This is a genomic window from Rhizobium sp. FKY42, from assembly GCF_005222835.1.
GTDB lineage: Bacteria > Pseudomonadota > Alphaproteobacteria > Rhizobiales > Rhizobiaceae > Neorhizobium.
The window spans coordinates 1-20,518 of record NZ_STGA01000038.1 but is presented as its reverse complement, the minus strand read 5'-3'; the positions used below and the strand labels follow the sequence as shown (position 1 = coordinate 20,518).

The 20,518-nt window shown below is 60.5% G+C and carries 11 protein-coding genes and 1 pseudogene; 1 reads left to right on the top strand and 11 read right to left on the bottom strand.

Annotated features, from left to right (window positions below; genetic code table 11):
• From E8M78_RS15990 to E8M78_RS15950, 9 genes are all read right to left on the bottom strand, one after another.
• Positions 1-5,463 (bottom strand): ATP-binding protein, encoded by a 5,463-nt coding sequence (locus E8M78_RS15990; protein ID WP_137136007.1) that lies wholly within the window; start codon positions 5,461-5,463, stop codon positions 1-3.
• The gene (locus E8M78_RS15985; RefSeq protein ID WP_137136006.1) at positions 5,460-6,971 is read right to left on the bottom strand and encodes a hypothetical protein; all 1,512 of its coding nucleotides are present in this window, start codon (positions 6,969-6,971) and stop codon (positions 5,460-5,462) included. Before E8M78_RS15985 ends, E8M78_RS15990 begins: the two co-directional genes overlap by 4 nt.
• Entirely contained in the window at positions 6,968-8,962 is a 1,995-nt protein-coding gene (locus E8M78_RS15980; RefSeq protein WP_246658362.1) for a transposase, read from the bottom strand. The genes E8M78_RS15985 and E8M78_RS15980 overlap by 4 nt, the downstream gene beginning before the upstream one ends.
• A 125-nt stretch (positions 8,963-9,087) precedes the next feature.
• Positions 9,088-10,410: a DNA cytosine methyltransferase gene (locus E8M78_RS15975; RefSeq protein ID WP_137136004.1), complete on the bottom strand. Its 1,323-nt coding sequence runs from the start codon at positions 10,408-10,410 to the stop codon at positions 9,088-9,090.
• A gap of 276 nt (positions 10,411-10,686) precedes the next feature.
• Positions 10,687-12,063 carry a hypothetical protein gene (locus E8M78_RS15970; RefSeq protein ID WP_137136003.1) on the bottom strand — a complete coding sequence of 459 codons (1,377 nt, stop codon included), beginning with the start codon at positions 12,061-12,063 and terminating at the stop codon, positions 10,687-10,689.
• A 21-nt stretch (positions 12,064-12,084) separates the two neighbouring features.
• The gene (locus E8M78_RS15965; protein WP_137136002.1) at positions 12,085-13,098 is read right to left on the bottom strand and encodes a nucleotidyl transferase AbiEii/AbiGii toxin family protein; all 1,014 of its coding nucleotides are present in this window, start codon (positions 13,096-13,098) and stop codon (positions 12,085-12,087) included.
• A complete protein-coding gene (locus tag E8M78_RS15960; protein WP_137136001.1) occupies positions 13,091-13,684 on the bottom strand; it encodes a DUF6088 family protein in 594 nt (197 codons plus the stop codon). The genes E8M78_RS15965 and E8M78_RS15960 overlap by 8 nt, the downstream gene beginning before the upstream one ends.
• A gap of 287 nt (positions 13,685-13,971) precedes the next feature.
• The gene (locus E8M78_RS23840; RefSeq protein WP_246658361.1) at positions 13,972-14,268 is read right to left on the bottom strand and encodes a DUF3883 domain-containing protein; all 297 of its coding nucleotides are present in this window, start codon (positions 14,266-14,268) and stop codon (positions 13,972-13,974) included.
• A 451-nt stretch (positions 14,269-14,719) separates the two neighbouring features.
• A complete protein-coding gene (locus tag E8M78_RS15950; RefSeq protein ID WP_137136000.1) occupies positions 14,720-15,301 on the bottom strand; it encodes a recombinase family protein in 582 nt (193 codons plus the stop codon).
• A 164-nt stretch (positions 15,302-15,465) separates the two neighbouring features.
• On the opposite strand from E8M78_RS15950, the gene E8M78_RS15945 reads away from it, so the two are divergent.
• Complete coding sequence (locus tag E8M78_RS15945) at positions 15,466-18,351, top strand: Tn3 family transposase (protein ID WP_137135999.1); 2,886 nt, start codon at positions 15,466-15,468, stop codon at positions 18,349-18,351.
• 229 nt (positions 18,352-18,580) lie between these two features.
• On the opposite strand, the pseudogene E8M78_RS15935 reads toward E8M78_RS15945, so the two are convergent.
• Together E8M78_RS15935 and E8M78_RS15930 are read right to left on the bottom strand one after the other, a co-directional pair.
• Positions 18,581-19,254: pseudogene (locus E8M78_RS15935) on the bottom strand (IS3 family transposase); the annotation flags it as partial.
• A 121-nt stretch (positions 19,255-19,375) separates the two neighbouring features.
• Complete coding sequence (locus tag E8M78_RS15930; RefSeq protein WP_137135998.1) at positions 19,376-19,828, bottom strand: Rrf2 family transcriptional regulator; 453 nt, start codon at positions 19,826-19,828, stop codon at positions 19,376-19,378.
• Positions 19,829-20,518 lie beyond the last annotated feature (690 nt).

The window sequence follows — 20,518 nt, the reverse complement described above, 5'->3', positions numbered from 1 at the left end:
TCATTCTTTCTCGATCAAAGCCCTCGCTTGCAGTTCGAAGAATGGCAGGCCCCTGACGATCTCTCCCGGCACGTCGAATGACTTATATAGGCATTGATGGACCTTCAGGGACTTGACGCGCTCGGCCATGTCCGCCGCGCCTCCCGTAAGGCCCAGCGCCGACAATTCAGCCGGGGTGACATTAGGCACTTTGTGGATGAACCAAGTCAGGAGCGGCTCTCGGTAGTCCGTTGCGTTGACCTTGAAATGGCGAAGGTACTGGGATGCGAGGATGACTCCCGTGCCGAACTCGCGGCCTTGCAGAAGCAGCTTCCGCAAGACATCGAATTCGTAGCGCATGATGTTGTCGGCCTCGTCGACCAGCAGGTAGGAATCGACAGCACGAAGCTGCGGATCCTCGCCCAGGAAAGGTCGTTTTGGCACTCGGAGCATGTTCTCGTAGAACATGTTGAGCATGATCGCCACGAGCATGTTCTTGCTACGATCGTCTTGTCCAAGGGCATCGAGTGATACGACGACCACGCCGTCCAGGAATTGGTCGAATGGGACGGCGTCGCTGGCATCTGGAACGAAGATTTCCATGTCGATCAGGTCGTCGATGATGGCCATCGGCGAGTCCGACTTCCCGTCGAGCAATTCAGCATAAGTCTGGTGCACGTCGCGAAGGGTCGGAGCCTTGCCGGGAGATGATGCTTCGTAGGCCGTGCGGACGGCGCGCTTGAGCTTGTCGCGTTGCACCGGCCCGATACCGCTGTAGATCTTGTCGAGGACGTCGGCGAAGAAGCGGAACCTATCTAGCCATGGTGCAGCCACGTCGCCAAGGGAGGCGGTATCGAATAGGTTCAATGGCAAACGATATGGCTTTACCACCCGCGCGCCAGTGGCCGCGACGAATTCCGGGCTGCTATAGTCCCGCTTGTAGTCAAATACTAGGAAGCGCGGCCTGATCCCGCGGTTTGCCGCGGAGGAGCTTGAGATCTGCATGATTAGCGACTTGAGGAGCTGTGTCTTGCCGGTCCCGAGGTCGCCAACGACGCCAATGTTGAGCTGGTTGAGCCGTGTGTCGGAGATATTGAGGCCGAGTTCGTTCGCCCTGAAACTATCTAAGGTCGTCCCGATCTCGAGCACGATACCTGCCGATTGACCGACGGTATCCGTGGCCAAGTCCACGCTTGGCTCGGCCAGGGCATCGACTTGAGGCATGGGCTCGCGGACCTCGGTCTCGTCAGCTTGGGCCAACTGCGCCTCCTCATCGGCGACGCGTACTGTCTCGGGCGCCGCTTGACGAGCCTCCCGCTCCTCGATTCCCGGCAGGAAGTCCCAGTGGCCGACCTTTTCGCGTACGCTCGCATAGAAGCCTTCTGGGTCTCCTCCGACGACAAGGCCGGCGTCGCCGTGTCCAATGGTAATGGTCTCCTCGAAACCGTCACCGTCACGATCGCGGGGGCCACTCCGAGGGCTGTCGTCGATGATGACCAGGCGTCCTCTTTGGTCAACCGACACGCACGGATCAGGGCCGAGGATCGCTGCTGCAAGACGCTCGTGGATACCTGACCACACTGCTTCCCGGCCCAAGACGTCGGGATGTTGGCTGTAGACCCTCATGCCAAAGCCGACAATCGACAGGAGCAGGTGCTGGAAGCCGAGCGCCCAGGCTGTTGGCTGGTTCTCGTGTGGCAACATTGCCGACAGCAAGTGGGAGAAAGTCCTTGCCTGCTCCAACGCATCACTGACCTCCGTCGCCGGGAAGGTCGCGCCAAGCCGGCACTTCACCTCGACGGGCGTGAGATGTATCCGGACTCGCTCTCCCGATAGCCTGGCGCCGATGACCAGAAGGTCGGGGCGCGAGAGCGAGGCGTCCCTTCGGTCCTTGCCGAGGGAGCGCGCCAGGTCGGCGAAGTAGTTACGGAAAGGATCGACGGGGACGATGATGGAAACGCCAAGGTCGTCGCCCTCGCCCTCGAGGACGGAAAGCAGGCTTCCACCGCGATTGGCATGCCGGAAGCGATCTTGCAGCAACCGGACAGCGACAAACAAACCCAAGTCGCCCGTGGCACCGTGGTTGTCGCTCGAAAGTCCCCTGATCGTCGGGATCCCCCTCCTCGCGATTTCAAGCAGCAGGTCCTGTACCTGCTCGGTACCGAGGTCGGCGCAAGAAGGAAGCCGGCCGAGCACCTTCGACAGCGCTTCGCGGTCTGCCTCCTTCACCTTGGAAAGCAAGTAGTAGCCGTTCGTGTCACCGGCACGGTGGGAATAGGACGGCATGTCGTAGTCCCATAGGTATGCACCCTCCAACCAGCCGCCAAGGAAGCAGGCAGGATCGATCGCCGAGGACGAGACAGCGACGAACTCGGCATTGCGGTTCTCCAGCATGTCCCGGACGGCATTTACGTTCGGGGCGAACCGCATCCCGACGCGGCGATCGCCGAGGCTTTCCAGGGAGGCAATGCAGGATGCGACCTTGTCGGCGAGCACGGAGCTTGACGGGCTGGATGCTGCCGATTGGCGCGTCTCGCTAAGGAAGGCACCGGGAAGCTGTCGCCGGACGCGATGGCGAAGCAATCCGCCGTGCCCAAGCGGAGAGCGGCCGTTGACCGGCGCTGCTGACGGCTCCGACATGTCGAGCTGGGCGATGATCCCAAGGTCCGGCGTTGCCCTTTTCGGTTGGCCATCGAACCACCTAACGCTATTGGAAGTATCCTCCGAGAGGTTGGCAATGGTCGCATCGTCAGGCCGGGCATCCACGTCGCGATGGTCGTATATCTCGACCAGTCGCGGGCCTGCAGCGTGTCGGGGCGTCCGCCCGCTGCCATCCCGGTACCTTGTCGAGCACCAGTCGATCAGACCTTCGTTGCAGGCATCGGTTGTTCCCCCGGCGCTTTCCACGACGATTCCGACCAGGGGCTTTGCGGCGAGCAGCCCGGAGGCGTCGTCAAGCGCCCTCGCGACCTGGGCTGCACTGAAGCCTACGGAGATGCCGCCAACCGATACCCCAAAGGCATCGCCGAAGGGCGCAATCCTTGACCGGCTCGGGAGACGGCCAAGGCGGTCGCCGTTCCAGAGGACCGACCAATAGTCGGTCCCGTTTTCAACGGCGAGGAAGTCGACCTTCTCGATCCCCCCTGGCGACCGGAGGGAAAGCGAGATGGTATCTGGAATGCAGTCCGGATCCAGGACGCTGGCTGCCGGGCAGGGCTTGCCGGCGAAATCTGCTTCGAACAACACGCCCTGAGCGATCGCCTGCCATGCAATCCTGAGGGGATGGATTGGAGAGAGGAGGACGGCATCCGGGACCCGGGCCAAGGTCCGGCGGTCATCCTCAAGCGTGGTCACGATCGCTACGTCGACCCAGCAAGCGACGTCGGGCGAAGACGAAAGCCAGGTCGCGTAGGAGTCGACGTAACGCTCGACCAGGGCTCGAAATTCCTCGTCCCCAGCGAGCCACTTCCCAAGCTCGGCAGCCTCTACGAGCCCCGTTTGATCACCCTTGCCTCGTATTCTCGCAGCAATCTCCCTGCGCGCCTCGACGAAGCCTTCTGGTGGCTGGAATTCGGCGGCATCGGGGCGGGGATCGTGCAGGAAGCGACCCAGGGAAAAAACGGGGCCAAATCCCGTTCCCCACGTCTTTTGTACCCAGGATCCGACGTAGTCGTCCGCAAGCACGATCGGCAGGTACGATTTCTCGATGGCATCATCTGCCAAAATCCAGTCCTGCAAGCTAGCGGAACGGGCACTCCTGTTGAGTTGTACGACCGGCTTCGAGCCTGACCCGTCCACCAAGCGTCGGTTCACGCGGATTAGCCGCTCGAATTCGCTCCTGCACCCTTGCTCGACGACGTCCTCGACCGAGATGAAGACACGACATGTTTCTCGCTCGACCGCGCCGGTCGACGCTTCACGCTCGAATCCGATATCAAGCTGGTAGCTGGTCTCGGCCTCCACCTCGATCTGGTAGTATCCGCCCCGAACCTCTCTCACCGCGAGCTTTTCGCTCACGTCCGCCTGATCCAGGACTTCGTCGCCCGTCCCCTCGGCAGTAGGATCGACGCGAACTCCCGGGGCCGTGAAGACGAGAATCTCGTAGCGACCACCTCCGGGCACGACCATGGTCGCCTCCAGTCCCGGAGATCCCTTCGGGCTCCTGGGGGGCTTGCGAGGGAGGGTGAGTTTTCGAGCGAGGCGGCAAGCGACGAAAATGCCAGGTTGCCATTTCGCAAGCGAGACTACCTTGATCGTGCCAGGCTTGAAGCCCTCGGCTGCGGCAGTGTAGCGGATTGGGGACTTGTGACCGGGAAGCGAGCCGTCCACGATGGCTGCCCCGCCTTCTCCAATCGTCACCCGGCCGATTTCGTTGCCCTTCGCACCCCGCTCGATCGAGAGGATCGTCCCGACTGGCTCGCCGCCGACCGCCTCGAACGCAAGCTCGACCTCGTCCTCGACGACGATCGGGATGCCTTTGCCGAGATGGACGATCGGATTTGAACAGGACATCCGGATGTCGCCCTGGGTGCCGGCATCTTCGGTTAGGAGCTCCGTCCACTTCTCCGTGGTCAGCGCAAGCCACCAGTCGGGCGCATCCTGCAAGGCAAAGCCGCTCGTTGGGGCATAATACGATGGTGTTGCGCGCTCGAAAGCCGTCGGGAGGTCGCAGGCTTGCCTCAAGTGGGCAAGAAACGCGTCGAGATGGGGCACGTCTTCCGGATTGGCATTGTCTCTGATGCGTCGGATGCCAGGACCGAATCCGTCCGCCATGGCATCCGCGATTCTCTCGAGCACGGCAATTTGCTCGCGGCCGGAAAGGCTTCCATCGTCCATCGGTGGCATGCCGCAAGCCAAGCTCATACGCTGGCCGGGCGAGAGGCGCGAAGCTGGATCGCTTGCCGAGAATAGCCGCGAAAGTACCCGCCACGCGTTGCTGCGCTGCGTCCGTTCGCTATCGAGCGCGTCAGCTGCCTCCGCAGCGCGTCCGAGTAGTAATCGCGCTTCTTCCCTCTGGTCTTGGTTGGCTATCCCGCAACGCGCTATGCCCTGCCGGACGAGATCCTGGATGAATTCGTCGCCCCACCACTCCTCGAACGGTATGTTGCCGCCGCTGTTGGAAGCCGCGACCCCGAACTGGTCGGTCGTCGAGGTCACCGAGCGCATGCTATGCTGCCCAGGCGGCACGAGGGCCAGGAATGTGGGCTTGGATGGTGAATTGCGTAGGTTGAGGAGATGCGTGTCGTCGCATCGACCGGACGCACCCGGCAATGGGTTTTCCTCGCCGGGGCCGAGCCCTGGAAGGAGGAGCAGGATGGGCACGGGTTGCGGGCGTGTTGAAGCGCCGAGCAAGTCGAAAACTCTGGTCAAGATTTCCAAGGGCGGACCGTGGAATATGAGGCGGATTTCAGTTGCCCCGCCTACCGACGCCTGCTCGAGCTTCTCGTCGAGTAGCTCGCGAATGAACGACGCCAGATGGTTCATGCAGCAGCTTCCTTGGTAGAAGGGAACGGTGGGACGAGCAACATTCCGCTCTCCGCGTCCGGGCTGTCGAGAACGAGGCCTAGCATTCGCAGTTGATGGCCAAGGTCGTTGGTGGCCATGTCGCGATGGTCCACGACGATACCATAGGACGAGAGGTGTTGGGATAGACGACGGACGGACCGCGGCCCAGCCGACCCGGCCAGTGCGCAATGGACCAGGGCGAGGACCGCCACCGGGCCAAGTCCCACGACCCAGGGCGCCGAATTGCCGGTGCCTCGCTTCCGTAGCGCGAACCCCTGGTCGTAGCCCCTGAGGATGGGACTTGCGGCCTGTCGCTGGCCAAGGACGTGGCGGACAAATTCCATGATGTTCGAGCCGATGCCCTTCTTGCACAGCAAGGTTCTAGTCTCTCGCTCCGAGATATCCGACAATACGCTCTCGAGCTGCGCCCCCGACAAGGCGGTCCTCTTGTTGCGCACGGCCTCGCATAGCTCGAACACACCCTTTGCGGATGACAATGAGTGGCGGCGGTCCTCGACCTGGTCGAGCGCCCAGAGCGTTGCATTGAGGCCGATCCGCGCCTGGAGGAAAGCAGATGCCCTATCCTTAAGCCCCGGTAGGGCTCGGTCTCCATAGGACAGGAATTGGAAGGACCTCGGAAAAACCTGCGCCCGTGCCTCTTCTGGAGTTCGGGGTCCAGCGCCGTCAAGCGCAGCCCTGGTGCAAACCCATGTCCGGGCGTGGACATCGCATATCCACGTGACGTGGGCTACGGCCGCGATCCTGATGATCGCCTCGACGAGACTCGTCCACTGGCGTCGCGTCATGGCTTGCTTCGCGGCGATGATCGCGCGAATGTCGCGGACGAAGCGGCGAGCAGGGTAGTCCAAGCCCGCTTGGTCGCTGGCATCCAACATGGGTTCCTCGACGGATGGAACCCTGGCCCAGTGCGGGCTTGGCGCCCAGGTTCCTATCTCGGCCTGCAGGAAGCGGGCGAAGACATCGTCGTCATCGTCAACGGTAACGGAATCGAATAGCAACTGCCACGTTGCCTCTGCCTCAGCCTGGTCTCGCGAACCAAGCCATGTCATTCGACGAACAAGTGCACCTGCGGGCCAGGAATTCGTGCTCAGTCGCGCCGAACCGGAGAAGACTGCCGCTTGCGGGACCAAGGGAGTCACCTGTACAAAACGTTTCGACGACTGGTTGGGAAGCTTCGGGCTCTCCAGGACGGAATGTAGAAGCATGTGGAATGCATCGGGATCCAGTACAGCCCGATCTGGTTTACGAAGCCGGTCACGATGCCATTGGACATCCTTGTCAAGCTCGCGACCGCGCTGCGGAACGGTCCTCTCTGTTGCCCCCTCGAGGCCGAGGTGGCGGTAGAGGGAAGAAAGTAGCACCTCGGAGCTCGCGTATTCAGGGGCGGGCGACATCGCCAGCGCCGAGTCTTGGTAGGCAGGATGCGAGTTCCGCCAGGGTTCTTCCCTGAATTTCGCGAATGTCATCGACCGCTCCCATCACGTCGAAGGCCAAATCCACTGCGGCGTTGGACCACGGAGGCTCCCGTCGCGCCTATGTGCATGCGCGCCCTCTCCAGGAGGTCGACGTCCCGGACAAGCGGCCCCGACAGCCGCGCGCGCGTCGTGTCGAGGAGCGCGAGAACTGAGCGCGGCAATGATGCAACGGACATGCCTTCGTCCAGCTCCTTCACCGCCTTGAACAAATCATAGGTGAGCGCGATGGCCTGGGCGGAACGGCCATCCCCCACCTTCAGGAAGGGGACCGGGGAGGCGGGACGCCCTTTCGCCCCGGAAGGTTGGGGACGGACTGAGCGTGCAGGCACGACCAAGGTGGCCCGTCGCGTCGCCGGGGGAAGGGGCTGGCCAAACGTCGTGGTAAGGGATATCTCGAAGTCCTGGTTGCGGTTGAGCAACTGCTCGACGTCATGCGCGACGTCGTATAGGCCATCACCATCGACATCCTCTACGATCACCTGGAACTGCGCAAGGATCGGCGCGTCCAATACGGCCGCGGTCCTGGCGCCGATCGACCTCCTTACGAGCCTGCAGGCGAAGTCGCGCATGAACCTCTGCACGTTCGTGGCAGATTGAGGCCGCTTCCGCCGGAGCCTTGCCGTCGACAAGTCGATGTCAAGCCTGGAAAGGCGCTCGAGTAGCTCCACCTCCATTCGGGTAAGCACTTGTAGCTTGCGGACATGGTCCAACCCTTCTTGGATGGATCTGCTAAACCGGATGTCCAGCTCGCGAAGTGCGAACCGCGTGTTCCGTGTCACCTGGACTTCCAAGTCGGGTGCAGCAAGTGCGGGATCAAGAAAATCCGCGAGACCATCCAGCGCATCCCCAATCATGCTGGGAAGGTATGGTGCACGGCGGGCCGCCAGGAAATAGTAAAGTCCCATTGCCGTGTTGTCGTCCCCGAGCTCGAGGTCCTTGATGTCACGCAGCAATGCCGGTGCTGCGGTTCGCTCCCACCGATGGAATAGTGCGTGTTGATACTGGCTCGCGACAAGTTGGAAAATGGCCGAGGAACTTTCCCTGAATGGCCTACCACCCCGGCGACTGGTCTCGTCATGGCGCAGCTGGGCTGCCGCCCATTCGCAAGGGTCAAGCCCGGAATCGCGCGGCGAGGTGCGGTGCCCCGCAAGGAGGTAGGCGACCAAGGAGAACAAGTCCCGGAAGCTCCATCGCTTGCCGCTCGAGACTTCGAACCATCGCAGGATTTGAAGCAGCGATTGCTGCTCGCGATCGCGAGAAAGCCGCTCCCGGTTGCCACAAAATGGACAAGCCGGACCCGCGGCGCAGCTTCCGGTAGCGGCCCAGCGGCTTTCCTCCAGCGCTCGGCGCAACAGTGACAGCGCCGGCGCCTCGCCGCCCGAGGACGGGGGAAGAAGAAGTGATTCGGCATCCATCGGCCACGCCGCAACCGCCGGGAAAGCTTGCAATGGCCAGCATGAGGGCGCGTCGGGAGATAGGCTGACGCCGCGCGTGACTGCCTCAAGTAGATCCGTCACCTCGCCGAGACCGCTGTCTATGGATTCAATGAGGGCATCGTCCAAGACGCCTCTATTGACGCAGCAGAGGTAAACTTCCGTCGGAGGCGCCCGGAGCATGTCGCCGAGTTCATCGAGCAGGAGCTGCGCTGCGGTGCGGCTCGTCCCGCCGACGACCGCAGAAGCATCCTGGACAATGGAAATTGAAAGCTCGCGGGACGGGATCGCGGCCATTCCCGCGTCGACGCGCACGAGCCGCGGAACCAATCCGCCAGGGGCTTCGAGGAAGGAAACTTTCAGGGATTGGATCAACTTGCCGCCTGCCTGGAGCGACCGGTCCAGCCAGCCAACGGTTGACTCGATTGCCTCGGTCTTGCCGTTTCCGGGCCCGCCGACCAGCATCAGGATCCTCGGCGCGGCTGCTGGGTTGTCCGCGATCATGGTTGCCCAATCCTCGAGCTTTCGCAAGAGATTTGTATGGAACACATCCTCGCCGCCAGGCCGTCCACTTCCTTCGTCGAACAATCGCCGGACGCCTCCCGATCGGTTCCCGGACCAATTGACCAACTGCGCCGGATATATCGCCTTTGATTGTTCATCCAAGACGGACCTCACGCAGTTGCGATGGCGGGCTGGGCGATGGGTGAAGCGCTTTTCCGCTGCGCTACCGCGACTTCGTCCAGGAGCCGAGCGAGCGCATTGCCGATGGCACGGGCCAGCAGGGGCGGAACCGCATTCCCTACCTGGGTATAGCGCGGGCATTCCTTGGTTCTCCGCTCGCCGCCCGTCGTGTACTTGCCTTTGAACAGGAACCAATCAGGGAAAGACTGCAACCTCGCATATTCGCGTACAGTTAGGATGCGTGCTTCCTTGTAGTGAAGGATGTCGTCAGGAAGGGTTGTAACCGTTGGTGCTGGGTCGCCCTCGGCCAAGGGGTAGATGCGATGCTTCTTCAGGCCGTAGGTCCGGCGGCTCTCGTCATCCATTCGGACACCCTTGCGGCATTCCGATAATATTCGGGCAAACCGCTCCCGCACCTCGTCCTTGTGCCTCGCGAGCCTCATGCTGTCCATCGAGCCAACATGCCCATGGTTCATGAGCTGCTGGTAGTGCGTCTTGGGGCCGTCATAGCTGGGCTCCAGGAAACGTTTTGGGGATTCCGGGTCCAAGCACTCGACCAGTGGACGGTCGCCGATCTCGAGATCCGAGATCGCATCGGCGGCCGTCACGAAGCGCGGCAGGGACAAGGTCTCGAGTTGTTCGACCCGCGCCTCCTCGAGCAGCTGGAAGGCCCTGAGGATTCCCCCGTCCAGCAAACGGCAAAGCTCCTTGCGAACACCGATCGCGATTAACCGCGACCGCTTCTGCGGAACGCCAAACGCCGACGAATCGACCAGCATGGCGTCGACGTGGTAGCCGGCCGTGGACAAGCTTTCCACGAGCTTGTCGTAGAAAGAGACCTTGCGGGAACTTGGGTCGGGCGGCAAGAGGTCCACAACGTTTCGTCGCGCGTGGGCGACCCGCATCCCAGGGACGTTCTCGATAATGAGCGCGCTGGGCTGCAGCGCCTCGACCATCTCGACGTATTTCTCGAAAAGGAGGTTGCGTGGATCGTCCTCGTTCCGGCGGCCGGCGAAGCTGAAGCCCTGGCAGGGCGGCCCGCCAGCAAGAACGTCGATCTTTCCGCGCAGCGAAGCCAGTTCGAAGGGATGGCTCTTGAGTAACTCCTCGATGTCCCATGCCTTCTTCTCGAGCCAGGTCGGCCAGTCGAAGTTGCCCTTGGCATTTCGGCGTTCGATCAAGTTTGCGGCAAAGGTGCGAAATGCCATCTCGTCTCGCTCGATGGCGAACATTCCACGCATGCCAGCGAGCGTCAGTCCGAGCGACAGTCCTCCACATCCAGAAAACAAATCAGCGAAACGATACCTTTTCATTCTTGCAACCCAATCTTTAGTAATCGTTCGAGTCAATAGCCAGTCTTGAACAGAATGACGCAATACACTTGAACATGCTCAGTAAAGGCACATCCTTACGCGAAACGGTTTACACAATTGATATGGATAGCTTATTTTCATAGTAGAAAGCCTTTTTTGCCCCGTGGTATCTGGCGGCGATGATGGAACAAATAGAGAACATACCCTATTTCTGCTGATTATCAACGTAGTTTCCCGGCAGCCTTCGCGGTCGTTATCGAGCCTGTAATAGCAATCCTAGGTGTTATCCCCGACCGCGCGATCCAAAGTGAAGGTCATTGTCTCGCTCATCTTTCCAAGGGTTCCGTCCTTGCGGAAGCGCTTGCCTGAGATGACAAACGTGACCTGCTTTTCGCTGGAGTAGAGGGAAATGGATTCCGCTGAAATGCGGACGAACGCGCCATTTCGCTGCGAGGCGACGATGTCGCCAGGCTTGACGCCAAGAACGGCTCGAGCCAACTGCGATCGCTCGGCCTCGATTTGCTGCTCCCAGCGCTCTAGGTCAGTTTCAACATGCGCAAACGCTTCGCGCGCAGCCTGAAATGGTCGGTCGGATCCGAACCATATCCGATCTGCCATGGCCAGGACATCGTTTGGGACTGACCTGTCCATGGCATAGGCCGCATTCGTGATCATCTCGAAGATCCGTTCAGCTTCGTCCAGCGCCTTCAGGCGGGACTGGTACGGCTTGACCCTCGCTTCGGAAATGGCAGGTGGCAGGACCTTGTCGTCCTCTCCATCGAGATAATCGATGGGCATGACGTCACGCAACTTGATCCTGTTCGTTGAGTGCCGTTCTGGTGGGTTGTCCTCGCGCCAGGATCGCCGGTACCATTCGATCCAGGCAGAGTCTGACGATACGCATAGGTGGCTATCGAGGATGAAGTCTGATTCCGGCTGGTAGAGATGGTTGCCCGACCATGCATGGTCCGCGGCCGACAGCGGTTGCACCACGTGGCTGAGGTCTTGCTCGCGGACGATCCTTGCAAGGGTGGCAATTCTCTTTTGGAGTTCCGTCGTCCACCTCACGAATAGAATCGGGCCCGCCGCGGAGAAGGAATGGCGCTTGCCTTCGGTCTCGAAGGCCAAGAGCTGCGGACGGGCAAGTGGCATCAATCGGTCGACGAGCTTCCCGATGCTTGCCCTGACCGACGTCCCCCACTTCACGGCGACCCTGCCGCTCTCTGCCCACTTCCGTGCTTGGCCCTGGATCAACAGCAGCACCTGCGCCGCGACATCCTGGTCGAGGCTCGAAATATGCTTCAGGCGCGACGTATCGACCTTGTGCTCGATGCCACGTCTGCGAAGTTCGTCGAGTGCCGCATTCAAGAATTTCGATTGGAGCTCAGTGAAATGCCCGGCGGCGTGGGCTTGTAGCGCGCTCTTCCGCTTCGCTTCCAGTTCCTCTCGAAATGCTTTCAACGCGGGGCGCCGCGGCGCTTGGCCCGCCACCACGCGCGCCCAATATCCCCGGGGAGGCTTGGGAACCTGCAGTTTCTCGCAAAGCTTTCCGACTGCGACGTCTGAGATGCCGAGCTCGTTGGCGATCTCGCTGGTCGGGCGCTCCCATACCAATGCGAAAAGCTCTTCTCTCGACAGGTCGCGCCTTGCCATCCGAGGACCCCCAAGCAGCTATCAGGCTGCAGCGTTTGCCTTGCCACAGATGGCAGCACACCGTTCGAGCAACTCGTCGAACGTCTCGGCGTCATCGAAAAGGAGACCGTCCCCTACCATCCTGGAGTAGTCTTCCTCGAGGGCTTTCCGTCCCTCGCCGACAGGCGTCAGCACCAGATTGCCGTTTACCGCCGCCTCGTAGTCAATTGGCGATCGATCGACGGCTTTCTCGGCGAAGAACATCGACTTGTGCGTTGCGACGGCGCTTGCTAGCCCGCGGTCGGAAATCGCGCTGTCCGCCAGGCCAATGTCGTCAAGGCGCACGATGTCGTGCCAATGACGCGAAAAGCGATCGCCCCGGAGCCTCTCCTGCAGGCAGAAGACATGGATCGCAGTCGCCTTTTCCCAGAACGTCCGCTCGGCGTGCATTACCTTCGGGTTGGCCGTCGGAAAGTCAACTCCATCAACGGTGCCGGCGGCATCGCACGTGATGTCTCGAACGCTGGCCGGCTCGCCCGTCGAGCGGGCTCCAAACTCCAGCATGACGCTGGGCGCGACATAGCCAGATCCCGAACCGATGGCCTGGTAGTCGATGTAGAGCCTATCGGCCTCGATACGGATATCCGCGGAAAGTGACTGCTTCTGGAGTTCATCGGCGATGATCGGCGCAACCGTGTCAGCTACCCATGTCGGTAGTCGCCGGCGCACCTCGCTCGACCAGCGCTTCTCCTCGCTCCGGGTTTTTGGGAGCGCTTCTTCGTTGTCCCCGACAAGATCAGGAGCAAGCGCGCGGATGTCATATGTGAGATCGACGTCCTCCGAGAACCGTCGAATGGCGCCGTAGGCCTTCGAAAGCGAAGTCCCGCCCTTGAAGACGAGGCACTCGCCGAGCGTCGTGGCATAGAGCGTTCGAAGCGCCCAGACGACCCAGACGTCTTTTTCGAGCAAATGGACCGGACGGTTCAGTCGATCTGACGCAATGGCAAGGACTTCCCGCCTGTCCTCATCCGAAAGCTGGAGAAATTGATCAGCCATGCGCCACCTTTCCGACGCTTCGCGCAAGCCAGGTCGGAAACTGGGGTGCTGCAGCGACAAGCTCATTGAACGCCTCGGGAGCCAGTTTCCTCCTGATGTTCAAGAGTGCCTCTTCCGCTCGCTCCGGCCCCAGCCAGGCGAGTGCGCGGACAGCTACGCCGGCTGGCCGGTTGGCTAAGGACAACTGCCAGCGAGGGACATGCTTGAGCTCAACCTTCTGGCTTCCGACATTCATGGTCCGGCTGCGCCCAGAGGTCAGGTAGATGGAGCGGACTGGAACTTGCGTGGTGAGCCCAAGGGCATTGGCTGCCGCCGCACCATTTGAAACGATCACCTCGCCACGTTGATGGGCGACGGCCTCGACCGCTTGCTCGACCGTCGGCGGCCTAGTCCCGAAGCGGCTTTTGATGGCCTTCAGATAGACACCACGCCCAGCCCTGATCAGCTCTCCACGCTCATTGAGGCGCGACAAAGCCTGGTCTACTGCGGCCCGGTTCCCGAGATGCAAGAGGCTTTTTGCGGACAGGGCCGCGCCCTCCGGCAATTGTTCGGCGTAGCTCAGAATTTCAGATGTCAGTCTTTGCATTGGCGTTGCTCCTGTCAGAAATATAAGCAGATTTCTGACAGTTCGCAACTGAGCAGACGAACGAGATTTTCGTTAGGATGGATCGGCCTGTCCGCCCTCGCCCAGCGTAGCAGCTTGTCTCTTTCAGGATGAGTGCCAGCGCGGCAGGGCGCCAAGCTCATGAGGCATAATTAGTCACCGATTTCAGCGAAAAGATCCCGATTGAGGCGGCCGAGCAGGAGCAGAATTCAGTTTGATCCCGTTGCGAGAGCGGCAAGCGGAGCTTGGGACGAGCACGGCGCGCGGACCTAGGACGGTTTTAGCACCGGATCAAGTCGAAAGCGTTGACGTCCCGGAATATCGTCGATGCGAACCTCGCATTCGCGGGCGAGTGCCGATTTGTGACTGAGCGGATGCCCGACGACTGTCAAGTGGGCAACCAACCTGGAGCCGGAATCGAATTGAACGCGGTAGATGAAGTACTTCTTCTTGTGCCGCTCTGCTGACCTAACCTCATTGGGAGTAAGCCGTACCGCGCCTGATTTCACTTCTATGAAGCGCTCAACCAGGGAGAGTTTCCGAGGGTCAGATTTGAAAGCGATCAAATCTTGCTCCGTTGCGAAACTGAGGCAGTCGCAACCATAGGCGTCGCGACCTTGAAGTCGTGATACTTGAAGCGGAAAGCGGCCCTCTCGCTGTTCGAACAAGACTGCCCACTGTTCGGCATCGGTCGGTGCGCTTACGTCCGGGGGCCGACCGGGTGATCCACCTCCACCCCCCGTGACAATTCTTAAGCCGACCGTGCCACCACCGCGCGCAGATCCTTCTGGGGAGTCCAGTATCGTCACCGCAACTCCGGCCACCTGCTGCTTCGGCATCGGCAAGGGTGGTTGCGGCGTGGGTGGTGCCGGCGCTGTAGTGGCATGTTGGGAGGCCGCTCTGTCCTGGCTCGCGCCTTGGCCCGGTCCTTCCCCACGCGCCAATAAGGGGTCGGTTCCGGGAGGGGGCGGAATCGTACGTTAGTGGGGTCCTAAGCCGAAACCGCCGAAATTTCCGTCACGGCTCTGGAGCGTGACGAGCGATGGCGCGATAGACGGTTGGTCTTGAGATAGAGAACAGTTCCGCAAGATCGCTGATCGAATATTCGCCCGTGTCGTGCATGCGCCGCAGTTCCTTCTGCTGCCGGTCCGATAGCTTGGGTTTTTTTCCCCGCAACTTTCCTTTGGCGCGCGCGATCGCCATCCCTTCACGGGTTCGCATCCTAATTAGGTCAGCTTCAAATTCGGCGAAGGTCGCGAGGATGTTGAAAAACAGCTTGCCCATCGGGTCGGATGGGTCATGTATGCTCGCCCCGATCTGCAGTTTTATCCCGCGTGTGGCCAGATCATCTCCTATTGCACGCGCGTCAGGGACGGATCGGGCAAGACGGTCCAGCTTCGGCACGACCAGTGTGTCGCCCGAACGCACGGCAGCCAACGCCTGATCGAGGCCGGGCCGCGCTCGGTTTGTACCGGTGAAGCCCCGATCCGTGTAGATGCGATCCGCCCCGACACCGAGCTTGAGCAAGGCCTCTTGCTGTGCGGCGAGGTCCTGCTTGTCGGTCGAGCAGCGGGCATAGCCGATGAATGTGCTCGTCATGGTGAAAACTGTAACGTAAGAGGGGCCATCATTGCAATAGATATCGGACCAGCTTAATGAGACGTTTGAAATGCTGCATTCGCTGGATGATAGCCGGAGGCGGCAGCATGTCCGTTGAACGATCCTCTTGCGGACACTTGATACAGGATTGAGAGATATAGGATATGCCGAGGCGAATTGTCCTGACGGAGCGTCAACGCTCGTTCCTGTTTGGACTGCCAACCGACGAAGCTTCTCTGCTCAGGCACTATACCCTGGCAGATGATGACATCGATCATATCCGCACCCGCCGCAAAGCCCGCAACCGCCTGGGCTTCGCCCTGCAGCTGTGCGCGTTTCGGTATCCTGGCCGATTTTTGACGGTCGACGACACCATTCCGGCAGAAATGGTCAAATTCATCGCGGCCCAGCTTGGCATGGAAATGGACGATCTCGATGGCTATGCCATCCGTGAAGAGACCCGGCGCGAACATCTTTTGGAACTCCGGGCCATCTATGGCTACAAGAGCTTTGCCGGTCGTGGCGCGCATGACTTGCGGGATTGGCTTGATGCCGAGGCCGAGGACGCACGCTCCAACGAGGACCTCGCGCACCGGTTTGTTGAACGATGCCGTCAGACCCAAGTTATTCTGCCGGCGATTTCGACCGTTGAGCGGTTGTGCGCCGACGCCCTCGTGGCCGCCGAGCGTCGGATCGAGACGCGGATTGTCGAGCGGCTTGATGAGGCGATGCGGGTCCGGCTCGATGGCCTGCTCACCGAAATGGTCGAGGGCCATGTCAGCCGTTTCGTCTGGATGCGCAAGTTCGAGATCGGTGACAACTCGGCCGATGCCAACGACCTGCTTGACAGGCTGGAATTCCTGCAGAAGCTTGACCTCGATGCCGAAGTGCTGGCCGGAACACCTCCCCATCGTATTACCCGCCTTCGTCGGCAGGGCGAACGTTACTTCACCGACGGCTTGCTCGACATCGGCGCGGATCGGCGCCTGGCTATTGTCGCCGTCTGCGTCGTGGAATGGAGAGCCGCCATCGCCGATACGCTCGTGGAAACCCACGACCGGATCGTCGGCAAGACATGGCGGGAGGCCAAGAAGTTTGGCGATGGTCAGGCAGCGGATGCAAAGGATTCCGTCACAGACACGTTGCGCGCCTTTTCCAGGCTCGGCGCCGCCGTTCTAGAAGCACATAACGACGGCGGGTCCGTGGAGAAAGCGATCGGTGCATCGCCCGGCTGGGCTGAACTGGAAAAGCTTGTCGCCGCCGCATCACAACTCACCGACACGCTGGCGGCCGATCCGATCTCCCATGTCGTGCAGGGGTATAATCGGTTCCGCCGTTATGTGCCGCGCATGCTGCGTTGCCTTGAGATTCGGGCCACTCCTGTGGCCACGCCTCTCATGATGGCGGTTGCCTTGATCCGGGATGGACGGGACTGCCCTTCGCTGCCCACGGGCTTTCTGCGACCATCGTCCAAATGGAGCCGTCATCTCAAAATGGGGTCGAATGACCGCCGGCTGTGGGAAGTGGCAGTGCTGTTTCACCTGCGGGATGCATTTCGTTCTGCCGATATCTGGCTCGGCGCTTCCCGCCGCTACGCCGATCTGAGGGAGACGCTGGTGCCCATGGCCGCCGCCAGGGCCACGGCCCGATTGACCGTTCCCTTCGAACCTGAAGCCTGGCTCGCCGACCGGAAAGCTCGCATGACTGAGGGACTGAAGCGGCTCGCCAAGGCCGTCCGCACCGGCACCATCCCGAAGGGTAGTATCGAAGACGGCACCTTACGGATCGAGCGTTTGACCGCAGCGGTGCCCGAAGATGCCGACGAACTCATCCTCGATCTCTACCGGCGCCTACCCGAAGTGCGGATCACCGATATCCTCCTCGAGGTCGAGGCGGAAACCGGCTTTGCCGACGCCTTCACCCATTTGCGCACCGGTGCTCCCTGCAAGGACAAGATCGGCCTTTTGAACGTGCTGCTCGCCGAAGGCCTCAATCTCGGGCTGAGAAAGATGGCGGAAGCCTCGAATACCCATGATTACTGGCAATTGTCGCGCCTGTCGCGATGGCACGTCGAAAGCGACGCCATCAATCATGCCCTGGCCATGGTCGTCGCGGCCCAGGGACGGTTGCCCATGTCCCAATTCTGGGGGCTGGGAGAAACCGCCTCCAGTGACGGCCAGTTCTTTCCGGCCGCCCGGCAGGGTGAGGCCATGAACCTGATTAACGCCAAATATGGCAGCGAGCCGGGCCTGAAAGCCTACACGCACCTGTCCGACCAGTATGCTCCCTTCGCTACTCAGCTCATTCCCGCGACAGTCAGCGAGGCGCCCTATATTCTTGACGGTCTGCTCATGAACGAAACCGGGCAACGCGTTCGTGAGCAATATGCCGATACCGGTGGCTTCACCGATCATGTCTTCGCCGCTTCCTCGATCCTGGGATACCGGTTCATTCCCCATATCCGCGACCTGCCATCCAAGCGCCTCTATGTATTCAATCCAGCCGGCACACCGCAGGAACTGCGTGGTCTGGTCGGCGGCAAAATCCGCGAGGAGACCGTTGTCCAGAATTGGCCCGATATTCTGCGCAGCGCCGCCACCATGGTCGCAGGCATCATGCCGCCAAGCCAGTTGCTGCGCAAATTCGCTTCTTATCCGCGCCAGCACGATCTGGCAGTGGCCTTGCGGGAAGTCGGCCGGATCGAGCGCACGCTCTTTCTCATCGATTGGGTCCTCGATGTCGATATGCAACGCCGCGCCCGCATCGGCCTCAACAAGGGCGAGGCGCACCATGCCCTCAACAATGCCCTGCGCATCGGGCGACAGGGCGAAATCCGCGACCGGACCACGGAAGGGCAGCACTATCGCATGGCCGGTCTCAATCTGCTCGCCGCCATCGTGATCTATTGGAATAGCGTCCATCTCGGCCATGCCGTTGCCAAACGCCAGAAGGCTGGACTCGATGTGCCGCCAGAGCTTCTCGCTCATATCTCCCCACTCGGATGGGCCCACATTCTGCTCACCGGCGAATATCGATGGCCGAAACCGTAGGAACACGCGCTAACGTACGATTCCGCCCCCAGCCTGAACCGACCCCATCTTGGCGTAACGGCTTCGCCTCAATCCCCTTTACCTGCGGGCTACGTCACCCTGCCAGTTGACGGCAGGTCACCGCCGCTTGGGCTCATGCCCCCTCGCAGCAGGGGGCAGGCAAGTCTTCACATCCTCCTTTCTCTTTGCATTCCAGTCATATGCCTCCCCGATTGGGGCGAGGCGCACTGTAGCTGATGTCCATCGCCCAGACGTGGTCCGGTCGGTCGACCTTCACACCGCGCAGCAGATACGGGTAGATCTCGTGCCCGGGCGCCGGCTTGCTGGTGTTCGGGCGCCGATAGATCGCCTCGATCCCCATCCGCTTCATCAGCGTGGCAACGTGCCGGCGGCCGACCGGCACGCCTTCCCGCTGCAGCAGAGCCTTCAGCATCCGCGCTCCCGCAAACGGGAAATCGAGGTGCAGTTCGTCGAGGCGGCGCATCAACTTCAAATCCTCGGCCGAGACCGGCCGAGGTTTGTAGTAGACCGTCGAACGGGCGAGGTTGAGGACTTGCGCTTGCCGAGCGAGCGGTAGGTCATGCTCCCGATCGATCATCGCCTTGCGCTCAACAGGCCGGCCTTGTTGAGCGCGCCGGACAAAAAATCGTTCTCCAGCGCCAGCTCTCCGATCTTCGCGTGCAATGCCTTCAGATCGACCGGCGTTGCGGCGGGCTCCGCCTTTTCGCCCCCGAACACGCCGGCCGCGCCGTCCAGGAGCTGGTTCTTCCACGTCGTGATCTGGTTCGGATGGACGTCGTACTGCTGCGCCAACTCCGTCAGCGTCTTCTCGCCCTTCACGGCGGCCAAGGCCACCTTCGCCTTGAATGCCGGAGAATGCGTCCGGCGGCTTCGTCTGGTCATCGAATGCTCCTGAACTGCGGCGATATCCTCGCCGCTCTCAGGCGCGAAATCCACTCATGCCACCGTCCGAATTTGCGCAGCCACCTCTGCCAGGTAGACGGCATCGACCAAACAAAGGGGTTTACACGCGCTCGCCCTTCATGGCGCATTGCAGGATCTGCGCCAGCGTGACCTGCTTCAGTCTCGTTTCGACGACAAGATCGAGATCGGTGTAAAGGTCAAAGACGACGCGGTCGATTGCACGACCCTCATCACAATTTGATTCTGGCATACCGTGACGCTTGCGAAATGGACCGGACCCCTGGACAGCGTAATAGATGTCCCAGAGCGTGACCTGGTCCGCCGCACGAGCAAGGCGATATCCCCCGCGCGCACCCAGCACAGCTTCTGCCAGACCGGCCTTGACCATCGAGCCTATGCTCCGCTTTACGATAAGTGGATTGACCGAAATATTTTCACCAACGAAGACCGCGTTGGACAAATCAGGCGAGCGAAAACTCAGTACACACATCGCGTGCACGGCAACAGAGAAGCGCTGATCAACCCCTCTGGTCAAAGCATTCTTTACAACCATAGGGTATTACCCTTCCCATATACGCAAACACCTGAATGCAGACATTACCAGCTACCAATGGCATCTAATACCAAATGTCGATGATATGAACCTATTGCGTGGGACCGGAGGCCTTCATCCGACGAGAAGCATACCGGAGAGCGATGCTGCCGCATCGGTCGAGGATTGCGACAAAGTCGGTGGAGGAAATCCGGCCCATTCGAAGAACCGGGCGCTTTTGGTCTTCGGACGTCGTCGAAAATCCGCGCCGGACCGCGTGGTCCGACTGCGGTTTTCTCCTCGCCGCAAACCAAAATCGCTCCGGCGCAATCGGTTCCTATCATCGACATTTGGTATAACAGCAGTGGCGATTTTATCAAGGATCGACGAACAATCAGCCGCATACAACCTGAAATTACATTCCGCCGCGACACGAACACCAATTACGATTACATAACATACTTCTATTTAATCTCGTCAAAACCCATGCCGACCCGCACGTTTCAAACCATCAAATCAAAAGAAAAACCACTAATTACTTTTAATTATCCGCAAAGTTAGAAAATATAACATCTCATGGTTACTCATAATTTTGAGCGCTGAGCGAGCTTTACAATTATTTTATTTCTATATCTGACGATAATTAGTTCGCCCTGAAAAATCGCAAAACTCTTTTGTTTTCAGGGATTCCCAAGGAGATTGAAGTATAGG